Genomic DNA, 17793 nt, shown 5'->3' with positions numbered 1-17793 from the left:
CATCTCGTACAACGTCCGTTCTGCTCAGTCGATCACCGGCGGAACAACGTGATCGTTGCTCTGCCAGGTCTCTTCGTCTTCGGCCAGGTAGTCGGGGCGCTCGCCGTTCTGCTGGTCACGCCGGTTGCTCGGGGTGTGGACACCTGCACCAGCGTGCCCCATGGCGCCGCGGGCCGAACCGGCTCCCGAACCGTTACGCACGAGGCCGGAACCTCCCTGCGTGAACGGCTGTCCGCCCGCGGCCGGACGACCAACCGTGGGGGCCTGACGGCCGCCGACAACGCCACCAGGCTCCATGGCCAGGCGACGGCCCACCCCGGAACCACCGGGGCCGCCAACGTGGGGGCCACCGCCCGCGCCGGGGTGCATTCCGCCGCCCATACCGCGGCCGAGCGCCTGCTGGCCGCCGCCTTCCTGGCCGATGACCGTGCCGCGCGGGATGCCAGCGCTCGGACCGTTGGTGGTCACCGGGCGACCGCCCATGATGCCGGTGTCACGCGGGAGAAGGCCGCCGACACCGCCAGCTTTGCCGAGGGGAGGAGTCTGCACCTGGAACTTGCCGCCGGGTCCACCACCGGACGGGATCGGCGTACCGATGGGCGGGAGAGCGATAGGCGGAGTCAGGACGGGAGGGGTACCGCCGGTCGTCGGCCCCGGGCCAGGAACAGGGGGCAGGCCCGTGACCGGAGGGAGGGTCTTGTCGGGAAGCGTCGCAACATGATCCAGGTCCACGTCAACGTTCCGGTCAGGGAGGCTGGAATCCGGCGCTGGGCCTGTTGTCGGGAGCGGAATGCCGTCTGGCTGGTGACCAGTCGCCAGTTTCGGCGAGTCCGAGGGACCCTCCCCACGCGGAGACGTTGGGGCGTACGAGGAGCCGCCGGTACCAGAGGCACCGCCAGAACCGCCACCCGCCCGCCCAATATATGAGCTGCTAGAGACCTCGTCCGAAGGGCGGAACTCCCCCGGCGGGGGCGGGAACGTCGGGATTTCGGCCTTGCCCATTTGGGTCGACGACTGGTCGTACGAGCCAGCCAGCTTCGTCAGGGCGTCGACGGCCTTCTGGTGGTCGCCGTTCAGTTTGACCGTGGCGATCTGGCCGAGCTTGGCCGAGTCCGGGTCGTTGTGGAAGTCCTTGGCGGCCTTGAGGTCAGCGGCGGCGTTCGTGTCGTACGCCGGCATGTTCTTCTTGACCTCGACCATGGTCTGCGCGGCCTCGGTCATCCACTTGCCGCCGGCCTCGCTGTACTCGCCCAGGCGCAGCGTTGCGTTGCCCGTCTGGCCGATCCAGGTCTCGAAGGCCTTGGCCGCCTCGCCCTCCCAGCCCTTTACCCGGTGCTTCTTGAGGCTCTCGCCGATCTCCTTGATCGTCTTGGCCGCCTCGGTCAGCTGCGTGCCGCGCGACTTCACCGTTTCCGCGTCGAGGGAAGCGATCATGGCGAGCAGCTGCTGGTGCGTGTAGCCCTCGAAGTCCGTTGCCATCAGATCTTGCCCTTCTTGCCCTCGTCCGGCTGAGCGGCCTTCTCCTTGGCCGCCGGGTCGCGATCAGCCACGTAGTCCTTCTTGGCCTGCGCGATGATGGACCGCATCCGCGCCTCCGTTTCCGCGTCCACGCCGCCGTAGCCCTTGCCCGCCGTCAGGATCGCGATGCCCAGGGCCTCGATCTGCCCCGCCAGGCCCTTCGACAGGTTCTGCAGCTGCGTGTGCACCGTCGAGTACGTCTTGTGGAGGGCGTCCGCCTCCGCGAAGCCATGGCCCAGCGCCCCGTCGGGCAGGGTGCTGTGGGCCAGCTTCTTGTCGGCCGCCTGGGATCCGTCGAGCTTGTCCAGCAGCTCGTCGACCCGGTTCTTGAAGTCCTTCATCGACTCGAACTCGACCTCGAGCGCCCTCGCCTGCGCCATGATCGCGTCCGCCATGCCAGCACCGATACTGCCCAGCCCCAACAGGCCAGGCGCCGACTCCTCTGCCACGATGGCCTCCCCGACTCCCCGTCATTCCCGTGGAGTTCAGCGTTTCCGCTGCCTCCGCGGCCCCGTTCGCACCCGTTCGCACGCGCGCGTACTACGTCTTACCGATCACTCTAGCGACCGGTTCCGACAGTCCCAACCTCGGGGTTGCACGTGCAATGCGCGTCACACGGTCACGAGTTGGGCGCCGCGACCGCCGCCGAGGGACGGATCGGGATCCTGTTCACCGGGCGGCCCGTGGCCGAGCGTACCGCCGAGGCTACCGCCGCCGGGGCCGTCACCACAGGGATCGCGCTGGCCGCCTTCGCCCCGAACGGGGCCACCACGTCCCGCTCTTCGACCAGTTTGACGATGCGGACCACCGGGGTGTCCAGCGCCGTCGGCAGCGCGTAGCCCGTCAGGTCCGGGTGGCGGACCAGGCCCGACACCGAGCGGAGGTTCTCCGTCAGGGCCGCGCCCACGCCCTGCGTGACGCCCGCTTCGATACGGGCTTCCAGCTGGCGGGGGTTGAGGACGCGGCCCACGTCCTGGGCCACCGCCATTTCGACGACCCGGACCGAGCCGAGCTCGATGTCCACGTCCACCACCGCGCGGATCGCGCAGAACGCCAGGCCCACGAAGGCGTCGCCCTGGCCGTCGCCGTCCAGGGGCTCCGTCGGGTGGGGGCGGCACTGGGCCGTCGCCCAGAGTTCCTTGCCGGCCATGGCCTCGGCGACCGTGGTCGAGAACGCGCCGTCGTACGACGTGATCCGGCCGTCCTGGATCTGGAGGAGTTCCGTCGACATGCCCAGCTTGTGGGCCATCGGCTGGAGGAGCTGGGTGCGGACCATCTTCGCCGCGCGTTCGACGGCGCCGCCCGACACCCACGTGTGACGGCCGTGGGCCGCCGGGCCCGCCGGCGGCTGGTCGGTGTCGACCGGGGCCGTGACCACCTCGTCCACGCCCAGGATCTCCTGGACGATCTGGCGGGCGAGCGTGGCGAAGCCCTGGCCGGTGTCGACGGCGGCGCAGATGACCGTCGCCGCCCCGTTGACGACCTTGACCGTCGCCGTCGAGACCTCGTCCGTGCCCTCCGCACCGAGCATGTGGACCATGCCGACGCCGTACCCGACCCCGCGCCGGACGGCGCCCGGCTCGCCCGCGCCCTCCGGGCCGCCGGGCAGCAGCCACTCGTCCTCCGGGGCGTCCTTCGGGAGGGAGGGGAGCTCGTGATCGCGTACCGCGCGCAGGAGTTCGGCCACCGGGGCCGGGCAGGTGACCGTCTGGCCGGTGGGGAGCAGGTCGCCGGTCGCCAGGACGTTGCGCAGGCGCAGTTCCGCGCCGTCGATGCCGAGGGCGGCCGCCAGCTTGTCCATCTGGCCTTCGTACGCGGCGCAGACCTGCATCGCGCCCTCGCCCCGCACGTGGCCCGACGGCGGGTTGTTCGTACGGACCGCCCAGCCCTCGACGAAGGCGTGCGGGACGACGTACGGGCCGCAGGCGAACGCGACCGCCGCGGCCAGCGATTCGGAGGACGAGTCGGCGTACGCGCCCGCGTCCATCAGGATCTGGGCCTCGACCTTGACCAGGCGGCCGTCCGCGTCCGCGTGGTGGCGGTAGCGCAGCAGCGTCGGGTGGCGGTGGGTGTGGCCGAGGAAGGACTCCTCGCGGGTGGCCGCGAGTTTGACCGGGTGGCCGGTGCGGAGGGCGAGCAGGCCCAGCGGGAGCTGGAAGGCGGCGTCCTCGCGGTCGGCGGTCGCCCCGGGCACGCCGGTGACCACGACACGGACGCGGTCGGGCTCCAGGCCGAAGCAGGCAGCCGCCAGGTCGCGGTCCAGGTGCGGGTCGGTGGAGGCGGTGTAGATCTCCACGCCGCCGTCGGGCCGCGGCACGGCCAGCCCGGCCTCCGCGCCGATGGGCGCGGGGTCCTGGCGGCCGATCCGGTACAGGCCCTCGACGACGACCTCGCCGGTGGCCTCCGGGTCGCCGTAGCGGAGCGGGATGTGCCGGATCAGGTTGCCGTCGGGGTGCAGGGCGGGGGCCCCGAAGGCCTGCTCGGGGTCGGTGACGGCGTCGAGGAGCTCGTACTCGACGGCGATCGCGGCGGCGGCGAGACGGGCGGTGTCCGGGTGGTCGGCGGCGACGGCGGCGATGGGCTCGCCGTGGTGGCGGACGACGTCGTGGGCGAAGACGGGCCGGTCCGCGATGCGGCGGCCGTGCGTGGTGGCGCCGGGGACGTCGGCGTGGGTGACGACGGCGCGCACGCCGGGCATGGCGGCGGCCGCGGAGGTGTCGACGGAGAGGATGCGTGCGTGGGCGTGCGGGGAGCGCAGGACGGCGGCCCAGAGGAGGCCCTCGGCCCACAGGTCGGCGGCGTACGGGAAGGTGCCCTCGCTCTTGGCGCGGGTGTCGGCGGAGGGCACGGAGGCGCCGATCCCGCGCGGGATCTGCTGTTCGCCCGTCTCGGGCGCCGCGGCGGCCGAGGTGCTCGTGGAGACCGGTACCGTCGTCGTCGCCGTGGCCGCGTCGTGCCCGCTCACGCCATGCCTCCGTTGTGGTGGATGCCGCCCTCGCCGGGCGGCGCCTGGTGCGGAATACGCGCCTCCGCACCGCCTCCGTGTCCGTGCCCGACGCCGTTCCCGTGCCCGACGCCGTGTCCGTGCCCGACGCCGTGTCCTGCGCCGTCTGCGTACACGTCCCCGTGGCCTTGTGCGTCCCCGGCCGCGGACGCCTCGGCCGCCGCCGTCGCCCCGCGCTCGGCGACGACCTCGCGCACGGCCTCGATGACGCCCTTGTAGCCGGAGCAGCGGCAGAGGTTCCCGCACAGGGCCTGCCGGGTCTCCAGCTCGCTGGGGGCGTGGTTGCCCTCCAGCAGGTCATGGATGGTCATGGCCATGCCGGGCACACAGAATCCGCACTGCACCGCGCCCGACCTGCACAACGCCTGCTGCACGTCCGAGAGTTCCCCGCCGCTGGCGAGCCCCTCCACGGTCCGGACCTCGCTGCCCGCGGCCGTCGCGGCCGGGACCAGGCAGGAGGCGACGAGCCGCCCGTCGACCTGCACGGCGCACGCCCCGCACTCGCCCTGGGAGCAGCCGTCCTTGGCGCCGGCGAGGCCGAGGCGCTCGCGCAGCACGTAGAGCAGGGACTCGCCGATCCACGCGCCGGTGACGGGCCGGTCGGCGCCGTTCACGCGCAGGACGTAGGAGGCCAGCGGGTGCTCGTGATGGGCGACGGGCCCGGCGGGCAGTTCTTCTTCGTACGTCGGCACCTCGGCCGGGAAACCTTCGGCGGTTCCCGCATCCGGGGTCGCCACGGCGCTGTCGGCGGTGTCCGCACCCGGCGTCCCCGCAGCCCCGGCTCCGCCCGGACCCGAGCCCGGACCCCCGGCGGCCCCGGCCTCCGGAACCACCCCCGCGGCTTCGGCCGCCCCGGCCGCCCCCGCGGCTTCGGCTGCTCCCGCCGCGCCGGTGAAACCGTGCCCGTCGGTGTCGGACGGCTCCGCCGTGAAGCCGTGCTCACCGGCCGGCCCGCCCTCCGCCCCGGCGGGGCCGTGGCCGGACGCCGCGAAGCCGTGCCCGTTCGTGTCGTGCGCGACCGCCCGGTGACCGACCGCGTCGTGCCCGATCGTGTCGTGACCGACCGCGTCGTGCCCGCTCACCCCGTGCCCGACCGCGTCGTGCCCGCTCACCCCGTGGCCGGTCGTGTCCCCCGGCTCCGCGAAGCCGACGGCGCCGGGAGCGCCCGCGAGGGCGTACTCAGCGGCCGAGACGGCGCTCGCCTCGCGCTCGGACTCCACGGCCGGGACCGCGACCGCCTCGGCGGTCTCCGCTCCCGGATGCGGCCGCTCGGCCGTCACCGGGGCCGCCGCCGGGCCGTGGGCGGCGTCGATGTCGTGCGGCGCCGGATGCACCGGCACCGGCTCCGCCTGGGCCTCGGCCTCGGACTCGGCCTCCGGGAGGGTGCCCACGCCGGGGCCGCCCAGCACGCGCGGACCGCGTCCGGGGCCGCCGACGCCGGGGCCGCCGAGCCGCCGCAGGCCGGCGCCCGAGGTGCCCGGGTCGCCCGCGTCGGGCCGCGCCTCGGGCAGCACGCCCGAGCTCAGCACCCCCGTGCTCGGCACGCCCGAGCTCGGCACGGCATCCGGACGCGCGGCCTCGAAGTCGGGGTGGGTCGCCCAGGGGGCGGCCGCGCCGCCGGGCAGCGTCGCCGGGGCCTGGCTCCAGTCGGCGGCCGGTGCGCCGTGGTGGAACTCGCCCGTCTGCTCTGCCAGTTCCGGGAGGGTCCACTGCCCGGTGGTCACGGGCTCGGCGTCCTGCACCGCGTCCGGGAACCGCCACTCGGCGGTCGCACCGGGATCGTGCTCGTCCTCGGCCGAAGCCTGCCCCGAAGCCGAGCCCTGCCCCGAAGCCGACCCCTGCCCCGCGGCCGGAACCTGCCCGGCGACCGCAGCCGCGGCCTCGGCCTCGGCCGCACCGTGCCCCGCCACGTGGACCGGAGCCTGCCCCTGGTCCGCGAACGCCGCCGCGACCGAGGCCGGGAGCGGGATCGACGCCGGGATCGGCCCGCCGACCGGCGCGGGCCCGTGGCCGCCGGACGCGGCCACGCCCGCCGGGGCGCCCGTGCCGCCGCCCTGGGGCGCCGTGCCCGCATCGGGCCACTGCGCCGGGACCGTCCACGCACCCGTCGCCGACGGATCCGCGCTGCCGGAGCCCAGTGGCACGATCATCGGCGGCGGCACGTAGCCGTGCCCGGGCGCCGCGAGCGGCTCCCCGGTGCCGAGCGCGTCCAGCATGTCCTGCGGCAGCTTCACGAAGGCCGTCGCGTCGGAGTCGTACTCGCCGCCCTGCGGCACCGGCTCCCAGCCCCAGCCGGCTTCGGTGTGCGCCGGCCCCGCGGGACCCGCGTCGCCCGTCGTTCCGCTCACGTTCTCGTTCCCACTCATGAGGTCAGCGCCCTCCCCAGGGCCCTCCGTGCCAGCACGGCGACGGTCCGCCGCAGATGCAGTACCCCGGGTGCCACCGGTTCGCCCTGGTCGGGGACGCAGGCGGCCGCGACGTACTCGCCGAAGGCCTCCAGCGCCTCGGGGGCCAGCGTCCGCCCACCGTCCCAGTCGATGAGCGAGGCCACCCACTGCTCGGCTTCCAGGGGCCGCAGCGGCATCGGGGCGACCGCGCCGATCGCGCAGCGCACCCCGCGCCGCGCGGGGTCCAGTACGAGCCCCACGGACGCCACGGCGCGCCCCGGCCCGGTGCGTCCCGTGGCCTTGAGGAACACCTGCGGCGCGTGCAGCAGCGGCACCCGGACGAAGCCGATCAGCTCGCCGGGCCGCAGCATCTCGCGGCCGGCCAGCAGGTACGAGACCGGGATCTCCCGCCGGGACCCGCCGGGGCCGTGGATGACGAGGATCGCCTCCAGCGCGGCCAGTACGGGCAGTGCGTCGCCCGTCGGCGCGGCGGTGGCGATGTTGCCGCCGAGGGTGCCGGCGTTGCGGATCTGCGGGGGTCCGGCGGCGCGTGCGGCCGCGGCCAGGGCGGGGATCAGAGCGGCGAAATCCGGCCGTCCCATCCGCGCGTGGGTGAGCCCGGCGCCGAGCAGGGCATGTCCGTCCTGGTACTGCCAGCCGCGGATCTCGTTGATCCGGCCCAGGCCCACGAGCGCGGCGGGGCGCAGCTGCCCGGCGTTGACGGAGGCCATGAGGTCGGTGCCGCCGGCGACGGGCACGGCGGCGGGCATGGCGGCGAGCGCCGCCACGGCCTCGTCGAGCGAGGCCGGCAGCGTCACGGACTGCGCCGCCTGCGGCCCCTGAGATGAATGCAGTGCATGCGGTGCGTGCGTGGTCAACCCAGCTGCCCCTTCCCGATGTCCCGGTCCCGGCGCTCACGCCTGTCCGCCGTACGGTACGTGCTCACCGCCGGGACGTGGCAACTCTGGCACATCTTCCCCCTCGCCCGGCGCGAGGGTCCCGCGGGCGCCCCCTGAAGCTTCCGGCCGTCCGGTTTCCCCCGTATCAGCCGAATCAATCCGATCCAGGAGTTTCGCCCAATACGCCTAAATCGAGCAAGAGTTCCCGACACCCCCCAAGAACGAAGGACGTCCCGGAACGGTCCGGGGTTCCGAAGAAGTCCGAAGGATTCCGATCGGGAACGAACAGTCCGGAAGCAGCCGCGCCGCCACCGGGCCCGCCCGTGCGGAAAGGTTCCGGCCAAACCGGTCGCACCCCGCGCACCGCCCCGGCCGCACCCCGCGCACCGCGCCGGTCCGCCCCACCCCCTCACACGTTCGGGGGCTCCCCCTCGACGGGGCGCCCGAGCACCCCGGGCCGCCGCTGCCACGGCAACGGCCCACCCGGCGGCCGGTAGTCGACGCCCAGCACGTCAAGGCGCCGGTAGTGCGGGCCCATCCGGGCCTCGAAGCCGGCGTAGTCCCGCTCGTCCGGTTCCGGCAGTTGCGACCACACCACCTCCGCGAACGCCGCCAGCCGCGGGAACACCTGGTAGTCGACCCGGCTCCGGTTCTCCGTCACCTCGGTCCACACGTTGGCCTGTGCGCCCAGGACGTGGGCCGCGGCCTGCGCGGACAGCTCCGGCGGCACCGGCTCGAACCGGTACACGTCCTCCAGCGAACGCACGTACCCGATCGGCACCGGCTCCTCGGGGCCGCCCGCCTGACGGTGGTCCAGGTACACCCGCTGCTCCGGGCACATCACCACGTCGTGCCCGGCCTCGGCGGCGGCGATCCCGCCCGCGTACCCCCGCCACGAGGACACCGCGGCGCCGGGCGCGAGCCCGCCCTCCAGGATCTCGTCCCACCCGATCAGCCGACGCCCGCGCTCCGCGAGCCAGCCGTCGAAGTGCCGGATGAACCAGGACTGGAGCCCGTCCTCCCCGTCCACCCCCAGCTGCCGGATCCGCTCCTGAGCGGCCGTCGACGCGCGCCACTGCGCCTTCGGGCACTCGTCACCGCCCACGTGCACGAAGGGCGAGACCTCCGCGGGGAACAGCTCCAGCAACTCCTCGAAGACCCCCTCGTAGAAGCGCAGTACGGCCTCGGTCGGCGCGAGCACGTTCTCGCTGACGCCCCAGTCGTCCCACACCCGCAGTGCGGCGGTGTCCACGACGTCGGTGTTGCCCAGCTCCGGGTACGCGGCGATCGCGGCCTGCGAATGCCCCGGGACGTCGATCTCCGGGACCACCCGGACGTGCCGCTCGGCGGCGTACGCGACGATCTCGCGGATGTCGTCCTGCGTGTAGAAGCCGCCGTGCGGGGTCTCGTTCCACAACGGCGACGCCCGGTGCCCCCAGCGGCTGCGCGGCCGCCACGCGCCGACCTCGGTGAGCCGCGGGTGGCGTTTGATCTCGACCCGCCAGCCCTGGTCGTCCGTCAGGTGCAGGTGCAGCACGTTGAGCTTGTGCGCGGCGATGAGGTCGATGTACCGCAGCACCCCGTCCTTCGGCATGAAGTGCCGGGCCACGTCCAGCATCATGCCGCGCCAGCCGAAGCGGGGGCCGTCCAGGATCCCGCCCACCGGAAGCCGCCAGGCGCGCCCCGGCGCGGTGGGCGCGCGCCGGTGGGCCTCGGGGCCGAGCAGCTGACGCAGCGTCTGCGCGGCGTAGAAGAGTCCCGCCGGGCCGGCGCCCTCCAGCAGCACCGACCGCTGCGTGACGTGCAGCTCGTACGACTCCGCTCCGGCGGTGCGGGCCCGCTCGGGGCGGAGCGCGAGCCGGATCACCGCGCGCCCGTCGCGGGCCTCCCCCGCGGCCGGACCGGGCAGTTCCCAGCCGGTGGCCGCGCCGAGCTCGCGGCGCAGCCAGCGTGCGGTGCCCCCGGTGCCGGGGCCGGCGTCGAGCAGCGGATCGTCCAGGACGCACTCGCCGGCCTCGCGGACGAACCGCGCGTACCGCGGCTGCGGAATCAACTCGGGCATGGCCTCGACCCCTCCCGCCGTTGCAACATGCGCAACGCACGTTTCACATGGCGCGCACCGGCGCCCGTCCGGCCGACCCTAGCCCTCCCCCCGCGCCCGGCAAAGGCCCCCGGACGCGCGCGAGCGCATCCGGGGGCCTTCGGGGTCCCGGGCCGGCCGGACTACTTGTCCTTGCCGCCCTTGTCCTTGTCCCCGCCGGGGCCCATGGACTCGTAGATCTCCTTGCACATGGGGCAGACCGGGTACTTCTTCGGGTCCCGGCCCGGCACCCAGACCTTGCCGCAGAGCGCGACGACGGGGGTGCCGCCGAGCGCGCTCTCCATGATCTTGTCCTTCTGGACGTAGTGGGCGAAGCGCTCGTGGTCGCCGTCGCCGTGGGACACCTGCGGCGTCGGCTCTACGAGGGTCCCCGTACCAGTCCCGCGCTCGGGCTCAAGAGTGCTCATAAAAGCCAGGGTACCGACCCGTGCGCGGGTCAGTTGAGCGACGGGTCGTCCGGATAGGTGGCGACCATCGCGAGCTCGTTGCGCTGGCGGCGCAGCACCGCCCGCCACAGCCTCTCGGGATCGGGGAACGAGACGTCCCCCGGCTCCGATTCCACGACGTACCAGGCACCGTCGCCGAGCTCCGCCTCCAGCTGGCCCGGACCCCAGCCCGAGTAGCCGGCGAAGATCCGCAGCGAGCCGAGGGCGGCGGCCAGCAGCTCCGGCGGGGCCTCCAGGTCGACCAGCCCGATCGCCCCGTACACGCGGCGCCATCCGAGTGGCCCCTCCTCGCCCGGGATGACCGCCACGCCGAGGGCCGAGTCCAGCCCCACCGGGCCGCCCTGGAAGACGACCCCGGGATCGCCGGCCAGGGTCGCCCAGGGCAGCAGGACGTCGCCGACGCCGACGGGGGTGGGCCGGTTCAGGACCACGCCGAGGGAGCCCTGCTCGTCGTGGTCGAGCAGGAGCACCACCGCGCGGTCGAAGTTCGGATCCGCGAGGGCGGGGGTGGCTACGAGCAGCCGCCCCGTGAGGGAGGACACCTCGGTCATGCCGACATGATCCCGCACATTCGCCCTTGAGGGGGAGCGGGGAACGGCATCGGATCGCACGCAGTTCCGGGCGCACCGCAGCAGGAAGGAGCGCGTGGCCCCCCAGGCGGGCGGAATGCGACGCTCCGCCATGGGGTGGGCACAGTGGGTGTTGTGGCCGACTCATGACACTTCTCCGGCCGCGTCGGCCTTACGAACAAGGGGGTCGTGCCCCTTACCCTTTTCCCTGGCCCCCTGCCCACCCTCCTCTGGCTTCGCCGGGGGAGCCCCTCTCCGGAACGCGAGATTCATGACCGGCACAGACAGAGACGACGTATTGCTTGTCCATGGCGGTACCCCGCTCGAGGGCGAGATCCGTGTCCGCGGTGCGAAGAACCTCGTGCCCAAGGCCATGGTCGCCGCTCTGCTCGGCAGCGGACCCAGTCGGCTCCGCAACGTTCCCGACATCCGTGACGTCAGGGTCGTGCGCGGGCTGCTCCAGCTGCACGGGGTGACCGTCCGCCCCGGCGAGGAGCCGGGCGAGCTCGTGCTCGACCCGACCCACGTCGAGAGCGCGAACGTCGCCGACATCGACGCGCACGCGGGTTCGTCGCGCATCCCGATCCTGTTCTGCGGACCGCTGCTGCACCGCCTGGGCCACGCCTTCATCCCGGGCCTCGGCGGCTGCGACATCGGCGGCCGGCCGATCGACTTCCACTTCGACGTGCTCCGCCAGTTCGGCGCGACCATCGAGAAGCGCGAGGGCGGCCAGTACCTGGAGGCCCCGCAGCGCCTCCGCGGCTGCAAGATCCGCCTGCCCTACCCCTCGGTCGGCTCGACCGAACAGGTGCTGCTGACGGCCGTCCTGGCCGAGGGCGTCACCGAGCTCAGCAACGCCGCGGTGGAGCCGGAGATCGAGGACCTCATCTGCGTGCTGCAGAAGATGGGCGCCATCATCTCCATGGACACCGACCGGACCATCCGGATCACCGGTGTCGACCGTCTCGGCGGCTACAACCACAAGGCGCTCCCGGACCGCCTGGAGGCCGCCTCCTGGGCCTCCGCGGCGCTGGCGACCGGCGGCAACATCTACGTCCGCGGGGCGCAGCAGCGCTCGATGATGACCTTCCTGAACACGTACCGCAGGGTCGGTGGCGCGTTCGAGATCGACGACGAGGGCATCCGCTTCTGGCACCCGGGCGGCCCGCTCAACGCGATCGCGCTCGAAACGGACGTGCACCCGGGCTTCCAGACGGACTGGCAGCAGCCGCTGGTGGTCGCCCTGACGCAGGCCGCCGGCCTGTCGATCGTCCACGAGACGGTGTACGAGTCCCGGCTGGGGTTCACCTCGGCGCTCAACCAGATGGGTGCACACATCCAGCTGTACCGCGAGTGCCTGGGCGGCAGCGCCTGCCGGTTCGGGCAGCGCAACTTCCTGCACTCGGCGGTCGTCTCCGGCCCGACCAAGCTGCAGGGCGCCGACCTGGTCATCCCCGACCTGCGCGGCGGGTTCTCGTACCTGATCGCGGCGCTGGCGGCCGAGGGCACCTCGCGGGTCCACGGCATCGACCTCATCAACCGCGGCTACGAGAACTTCATGGAGAAGCTCGTGGAGCTGGGGGCGAAGGTCGAACTCCCGGGCGGCGACCTCGTCTGACCCCGTGAGGCCGCCTGACGGCCACGCGAAAGCCCCCCGGCCCCACCCAGGGCCGGGGGGCTTTCGCGTGCTCCCACGGGCCCGTACCCGCCGTCCAGCGGCCCGTTCGCGGCCCACCGGGCCCGGTTGCGACCTGCCGGCGGCCGTCACGCGGCCCACCGGGGCCCGTACGCGGCCGCTCGACGGCCGTACGCGGCCCCGCGCGGCCTGCGGGGCTCCGGGACCCCGGACAGGCCGAAGGGCGGCCTTCCCGCCCGGGGATGGCCGCCCTTCGCCAGTACTGCGTACTGCTCCGCCGCTCCGAAGGCCCGTACGGGCCCCGGTCGGGGCAGGACTTACTTGCCCTTGGCGGCTTCCTTGAGCTTGGAGCCCGCGGAGACCTTCACGCTGTAGCCGGCCGGGATCTGGATGGGGTCGCCGGTCTGCGGGTTGCGCGCGGTGCGAGCGGCACGGTGGGTGCGCTCGAAGGTCAGGAAGCCGGGGATGGTGACCTTCTCGTCGCCCTTGGCGACGATCTCGCCGACGGTCTCGGCGAGCGCGGCCAGAACGGCGTCGGCGTCCTTGCGGGTCACCTCGGCGCGCTCGGACAGAGCGGCCACCAGCTCACTGCGGTTCATGTTGTACTCCCGTGTTCAACTTGCCTTAGAGGCGTGAGATCGAAGCCGATGCTGCCAGGGCCCTCGGACAGTCCCCGGACCCGGGTCTGAACGTCAGACCCTCTCGCCCGGTTACGCATCCTGCCCCCACCAGCGGCGGGAAAGCCAATCCGGCACCCGCCAGGGTCACACGAAAAGCGCCACAGTCACGCCGCGGTGACGCTCCGTCCGCACTCGGTGGATGCGGACCGCGGACCTCGCGGGCATCCCCGCAACCCTAGAGGCGGCCCGCCGGGCCCGCATCTCGCGACGCGCCGGGACGGGCAAGCCGTGAGGGCCGTCACAGGACCGCCGGACCCCGCGCCCCACCGGGTGCGGGGTCCGGCCGGGCCCGTGCGGGCGCCGCGCCGGACCCCGCCCGGACGGACTGGGCGTCAGATCGCCGAAGCGGCCTTGCGGACGGCCCCGGCGACCGCACCGGCCACCTTGTCGTTGAAGACCGACGGGATGATGTAGTTGGCGTTGAGCTCGTCCTCGCCGACGACGTCCGCGAGCGCGCTCGCCGCGGCCAGCATCATGTCCGTGTTCACCGTGCGGGACTGGGCGTCCAGCAGGCCGCGGAAGACACCCGGGAAGACCAGCACGTTGTTGATCTGGTTCGGGAAGTCGGAGCGGCCGGTGGCCACGACGGCGGCGGTCTGACGGGCGACGGCCGGGTCGACCTCGGGGTCCGGGTTCGCGAGCGCGAACACGATCGCGCCTTCCGCCATGGCCGCGACGTCCTCGCCGGAGAGCACGTTGGGGGCCGAGACGCCGATGAAGACGTCGGCGCCGACGACGGCCTCCTTCAGAGTGCCCGTGTAGCCCTCGGGGTTGGTGTTGTCGGCGATCCAGCGCAGCGGGGAGTCGGCGGCGGCGTCGACCAGGTCGGGGCGGCCCGCGTGCACCACGCCGTGGATGTCGGCGCTGACGACGTTCTTCACGCCGGCCGCGAGGAGCAGCTTCAGGATGGCCGTACCGGCCGCGCCGGCGCCCGACATGACGACCTTGACGTCGCCAACTGCCTTGCCCACCACGCGAAGTGCGTTGGTGAGGGCGGCGAGGACGACGATGGCGGTGCCGTGCTGGTCGTCGTGGAAGACGGGGATGTCGAGGGCCTCGCGCAGCCGGGCCTCGATCTCGAAGCAGCGCGGCGCGGAGATGTCCTCCAGGTTGATGCCGGCGAAGCCCGGGGCGATCGCCTTGACGATGGCGACGATTTCGTCGGAGTCCTGGGTGTCCAGGCAGATCGGCCAGGCGTCGATGCCCGCGAACCGCTTGAAGAGGGCCGCCTTGCCCTCCATGACGGGCAGTGCGGCCTTGGGGCCGATGTTGCCGAGGCCCAGGACCGCGGAGCCGTCCGTCACGACTGCGACGGAGTTGCGCTTGATGGTGAGGCGGCGCGCGTCCTCGGGGTTCTCGGCGATGGCCATGCACACGCGGGCGACGCCCGGGGTGTAGATCATGGAGAGGTCGTCGCGGTTGCGGATGGGGTGCTTGGACGCCATCTCGATCTTGCCGCCGAGGTGCATCAGGAAGGTTCGGTCGGAGACCTTGCCGAGGCTGACGCCCTCGATCCCCCGGAGCTTGCCGACGATCTCGTCGGCGTGCGCGGTGGAGGTCGCGGCGATGGTGACGTCGATGCGGAGCTTCTCGTGGCCGGAGGCGGTCACGTCGAGGCCGGTGACCGACCCCCCGGAAGACTCCACGGCGGTGGTGAGCTGGGAGACCGCGGTTCCGCTCGCGGGCACTTCCAGGCGGACCGTCATCGAGTACGAGACGCTGGGCGCCGTTGCCATGGCCGTGTTCCTCTTCTGTCCCTGGTTTTTTGTACGCACAGGGCCCCACTGCACGCCTGGCGCGGCAGGGCCTGTTGTCCGATCGTCCCACCTACCAGCCAGTACGAGGTAACCAGCTACAAATTTCGGAAGAACACTTCCACCATACGAGATAGATCAGGCGTGCGGAAGCGGGGCCCGTACGAAAAAGGTCCGCGCCCCTCGATACCCGAGGGGCGCGGACCTAGGAAGAGCTAAGACACCGACCCGCCATGCTCGCCTCGCGGCAAGTGGTCGCTCTAAGCGACGAAGGTTGGGCCCGGGGGCTTGGATCGAGCCGGTGTCGTACCCAGGCTAACAAAGGATCGCCGGAAGCGATCCCCCTCCGGGGAGTTGGACCGGTCTCACCACGCGGGTGGCCGCGGGCCATCCGGTCGTACGGGGTCCTACGGCCTCAGCAGGGCGGGCACGCCGTCCGCGTCGGGCTCGTCCCGCCCGGAGGCGACCACCGTCAGCTGCTGCGTCGCACGGGTCAGCGCCACGTACAGGACCCGCAGGCCCGCCGGGGACTCCTCCGCGATCTCCGCCGGGGAGACCACCACCGTGGCGTCGTACTCCAGACCCTTGGCCTCCAGGCTGCCGAGCGCCACCGCCCGCTCCCCCAGGTCCGCCAGCCAGCCCGCGGCCTCCTGGCGCCGGTCCATGGCCACGACCACGCCGACCGTGCCGTCCACCTGTTCCAGCAGCCTCCGGGTCTCCTCCCGGACCGTGGCCCCCAGATCGTCCCCGGCGGCCGTGAAACGCGGCTCCAGGCCCGTGGAGCGGACCGCCGTCGGCGGCTCCATGCCCGGCATCGCCAGCCGCAGCACCCGGGCCGCGACCTCCGCGACCTCCGCCGGGTTGCGGTAGTTCACCGTCAGGGTGAACCGGCGCCGAGGCCGGGACCCCAGGGCCTCGTCGCGGGCCGCGGCCGCCTCCTCCGGGTCCGTCCACGAGGACTGCGCCGGGTCGCCGACCACCGTCCAGGTGCCGTGCCGGCCCCGGCGGCCCACCATCCGCCACTGCATCGGCGTCAGGTCCTGCGCCTCGTCCACGATCACGTGCGCGTACTCCGTGCGCTCCGCCGCGATCCGCTCCGCCCGCTCCCACTGGGTCTCCTCGCGGGTCGGCATCAGCTCCTCCAGCCCGCTGAGCTGGTCGAGCGGGTCGAGCTGCCGCTTGCGCTTGGGCCGCGCCGGCGCGCCGAGCAGCAGCTGGAGCTCGTCCAGCAGCGCCACGTCGTGCACCGACAACGGGCCCTTGCCGTCCGGGCCCACCCGGCGCAGCGAGCGGGCCAGCTGGCGGGTCTCCCGCGGGTTGAGGACCCGCCTGGACCAGCGGCCGAGCCGGCGCTCGTCGGCCATCGCGGCGAGCACCCCGCGCGGGGTCAGCTCCGGCCACCAGGCGTTCAGGAAGTCGATGAACGCGTCCTCGGTGGAGATGTCCTCGTCGAACGCGGAGCGCAGCTCGGCGGCGAGCTCCGGGTCGCTGTGCCGGCCGGCCCCGCCGGAGCGCGCGTACAGGGCGTCGAGCAGCAGTTTGCGGGCGCGCGGGCGCAGCAGGTTCACCGGCGCGGTGCCGCTGAGCACGTTCTGCCGGATCCGGTTCAGCTCGTCGGCCTCCAGCTCCTGGCGGCGGCCGAAGGCGACCACCCGCAGCCGCTCGGGCGCGTCACCGAGCTCCAGCGCGCCCCGTACGGCCTTGTGGAGCACCTTGCGCATGCGCGAGGAGCCCTTGATCCGGGCCACGGCCGGTTCGTCGTACGTGGTCGCCTCGGCGCCGTCGACCAGCGAGCCGAGCGCCCGGATGGCGACCTGGCCCTCCTCGCCGAGGGAGGGCAGCACGCCCTCGGTGTACGCGACGAGCAGGGGGGTCGGCGAGACGATCAGGATGCCGCCGGAGTAGCGGCGCCGGTCCTGGTAGAGCAGGTAGGCGGCGCGGTGCAGGGCGACGGCCGTCTTCCCGGTGCCGGGCCCGCCCGCGACCTCGGCGACCGAGGCGGCGGGGGCCCGGATCACCATGTCCTGCTCGGCCTGGATGGAGGAGACGATGTCCCGCATCGAGTGGGTGCGGGCCCGCCCGAGGGCGGCCATCAGGGCGCCGTCGCCGATGGCGGGCAGCTCCCGGCCGTCGAGGGAGGCGGTGATCTCGGGCCGCATCAGGTCGTCCTCGACGCCGAGCACCTTGCGGCCCTTGGAGCGGATGACGCGCCGCCGTACGACGCGGCCCGGGTCCTTGGGCGTGGACCGGTAGAACGGCGCGGCGGCCGGCGCCCGCCAGTCGATGACCAGCGGTGCGTAGTCGGCGTCGAGCACGCCGATGCGCCCGATGTGGAGCGTCTCGGCGATGTCGGCGGTGAGGTCCTCGCGGATCGCGTCGTCGGCCGGCTCGACGGAGGTGTACGCGCCGTCGGGGCCGCGCTCCCCGTCCTTGCCGAGGACCAGGTCGATCCGGCCGAAGAGGAAGTCCTCGAACTCGTTGTTCAGCCGGTTCAGGTGGATACCGGCCCGGAAGACCTGGGCGTCGCGTTCGGCGAGGGCGCCGGGCGTGCCGACCTGACCGCGCTTGGCCGCGTCGTTCATCAGGAACTCGGCCTCGTCGATCTTCTCCTCGAGGCGGCGGTACACCTGGTCCAGATGCGTCTGCTCGACCGCGATCTCCCGATCGCGGACGGAATCCGCCGTGCTGTCGACAGCGGCATTCTGCGCGGCCACCAAGGCCCCCTTCTGACGTGCATGGGCGACCGTCAACCGTACGCGAATCCGCACCGGGTCCGCACGCCCGTTCCGGTGACCGGGC

General features: G+C 73.4%; 12 protein-coding genes. 1 reads left to right on the top strand and 11 read right to left on the bottom strand.

The annotated features are described in order from the left end of the window. Positions 1 to 24 precede the first annotated feature (24 nt). The 8 genes from ACIPK4_RS35120 to ACIPK4_RS35085 all read right to left on the bottom strand — a co-directional run bounded on the left by ACIPK4_RS35120 (position 25) and on the right by ACIPK4_RS35085 (position 10906). Positions 25 to 1479: a WXG100 family type VII secretion target gene (locus ACIPK4_RS35120; protein ID WP_402320620.1), complete on the bottom strand. Its 1455-nt coding sequence runs from the start codon at positions 1477 to 1479 to the stop codon at positions 25 to 27. Then, positions 1479 to 1913: a hypothetical protein gene (locus tag ACIPK4_RS35115; protein WP_402320617.1), complete on the bottom strand. Its 435-nt coding sequence runs from the start codon at positions 1911 to 1913 to the stop codon at positions 1479 to 1481. The genes ACIPK4_RS35120 and ACIPK4_RS35115 overlap by 1 nt, the downstream gene beginning before the upstream one ends. 224 nt (positions 1914 to 2137) lie before the next feature. Continuing rightward, entirely contained in the window at positions 2138 to 4483 is a 2346-nt protein-coding gene (locus ACIPK4_RS35110) for a xanthine dehydrogenase family protein molybdopterin-binding subunit (protein ID WP_402320615.1), read from the bottom strand. Further along, positions 4480 to 6870 carry a 2Fe-2S iron-sulfur cluster-binding protein gene (locus tag ACIPK4_RS35105; RefSeq protein ID WP_402320612.1) on the bottom strand — a complete coding sequence of 797 codons (2391 nt, stop codon included), beginning with the start codon at positions 6868 to 6870 and terminating at the stop codon, positions 4480 to 4482. The genes ACIPK4_RS35110 and ACIPK4_RS35105 overlap by 4 nt, the downstream gene beginning before the upstream one ends. Before the next feature lie 14 nt (positions 6871 to 6884). Beyond that, positions 6885 to 7787 carry an FAD binding domain-containing protein gene (locus ACIPK4_RS35100; RefSeq protein ID WP_054225164.1) on the bottom strand — a complete coding sequence of 301 codons (903 nt, stop codon included), beginning with the start codon at positions 7785 to 7787 and terminating at the stop codon, positions 6885 to 6887. A gap of 430 nt (positions 7788 to 8217) precedes the next feature. Then, positions 8218 to 9870, bottom strand: coding sequence for a beta-N-acetylhexosaminidase (locus tag ACIPK4_RS35095; RefSeq protein WP_402320609.1), 1653 nt, complete (start codon positions 9868 to 9870; stop codon positions 8218 to 8220). Positions 9871 to 10031: 161 nt separating this feature from the next. Further along, positions 10032 to 10316 (bottom strand): DUF3039 domain-containing protein, encoded by a 285-nt coding sequence (locus tag ACIPK4_RS35090; protein WP_030161320.1) that lies wholly within the window; start codon positions 10314 to 10316, stop codon positions 10032 to 10034. Between the two features lie 29 nt (positions 10317 to 10345). Next, complete coding sequence (locus tag ACIPK4_RS35085) at positions 10346 to 10906, bottom strand: YqgE/AlgH family protein (RefSeq protein WP_054225166.1); 561 nt, start codon at positions 10904 to 10906, stop codon at positions 10346 to 10348. 289 nt (positions 10907 to 11195) lie between these two features. Here ACIPK4_RS35085 and murA point away from each other — a divergent pair, with 289 nt between their 5' ends. After that, positions 11196 to 12542 carry a UDP-N-acetylglucosamine 1-carboxyvinyltransferase gene (murA, locus tag ACIPK4_RS35080; RefSeq protein WP_053691036.1) on the top strand — a complete coding sequence of 449 codons (1347 nt, stop codon included), beginning with the start codon at positions 11196 to 11198 and terminating at the stop codon, positions 12540 to 12542. Positions 12543 to 12877: 335 nt separating this feature from the next. On the opposite strand, the gene ACIPK4_RS35075 is transcribed toward murA, so the two are convergent. From ACIPK4_RS35075 to ACIPK4_RS35065, 3 genes are all read right to left on the bottom strand, one after another. After that, a complete protein-coding gene (locus ACIPK4_RS35075) occupies positions 12878 to 13159 on the bottom strand; it encodes an HU family DNA-binding protein (protein ID WP_007264399.1) in 282 nt (93 codons plus the stop codon). Positions 13160 to 13572: 413 nt separating this feature from the next. Further along, on the bottom strand, positions 13573 to 14976 hold the full coding sequence (locus ACIPK4_RS35070) for an NAD-dependent malic enzyme (RefSeq protein WP_376205443.1): 1404 nt from the start codon (positions 14974 to 14976) through the stop codon (positions 13573 to 13575). Positions 14977 to 15401: 425 nt separating this feature from the next. Beyond that, complete coding sequence (locus ACIPK4_RS35065) at positions 15402 to 17708, bottom strand: HelD family protein (RefSeq protein WP_402320604.1); 2307 nt, start codon at positions 17706 to 17708, stop codon at positions 15402 to 15404. Between the last annotated feature and the right edge of the window lie 85 nt (positions 17709 to 17793).

It is taken from the genome of Streptomyces sp. NPDC086989 (assembly GCF_044745505.1).
Lineage (GTDB): Bacteria > Actinomycetota > Actinomycetes > Streptomycetales > Streptomycetaceae > Streptomyces.
Note: the sequence above shows the minus strand (reverse complement) of the source record. Positions and strands in the feature narration are given on the sequence as shown.

Coding starts and splice junctions, on each gene's coding strand:
- ACIPK4_RS35120 (WP_402320620.1), bottom strand. CDS start 1,479: ATGGCAACGGACTTCGAGGGCTACACGCACCAGCAGCTGCTCGCCATG.
- ACIPK4_RS35115 (WP_402320617.1), bottom strand. CDS start 1,913: ATGGCGGACGCGATCATGGCGCAGGCGAGGGCGCTCGAGGTCGAGTTC.
- ACIPK4_RS35095 (WP_402320609.1), bottom strand. CDS start 9,870: ATGCCCGAGTTGATTCCGCAGCCGCGGTACGCGCGGTTCGTCCGCGAG.
- ACIPK4_RS35090 (WP_030161320.1), bottom strand. CDS start 10,316: ATGAGCACTCTTGAGCCCGAGCGCGGGACTGGTACGGGGACCCTCGTA.
- ACIPK4_RS35085 (WP_054225166.1), bottom strand. CDS start 10,906: ATGACCGAGGTGTCCTCCCTCACGGGGCGGCTGCTCGTAGCCACCCCC.
- murA (WP_053691036.1), top strand. CDS start 11,196: ATGACCGGCACAGACAGAGACGACGTATTGCTTGTCCATGGCGGTACC.
- ACIPK4_RS35075 (WP_007264399.1), bottom strand. CDS start 13,159: ATGAACCGCAGTGAGCTGGTGGCCGCTCTGTCCGAGCGCGCCGAGGTG.
- ACIPK4_RS35070 (WP_376205443.1), bottom strand. CDS start 14,976: ATGGCAACGGCGCCCAGCGTCTCGTACTCGATGACGGTCCGCCTGGAA.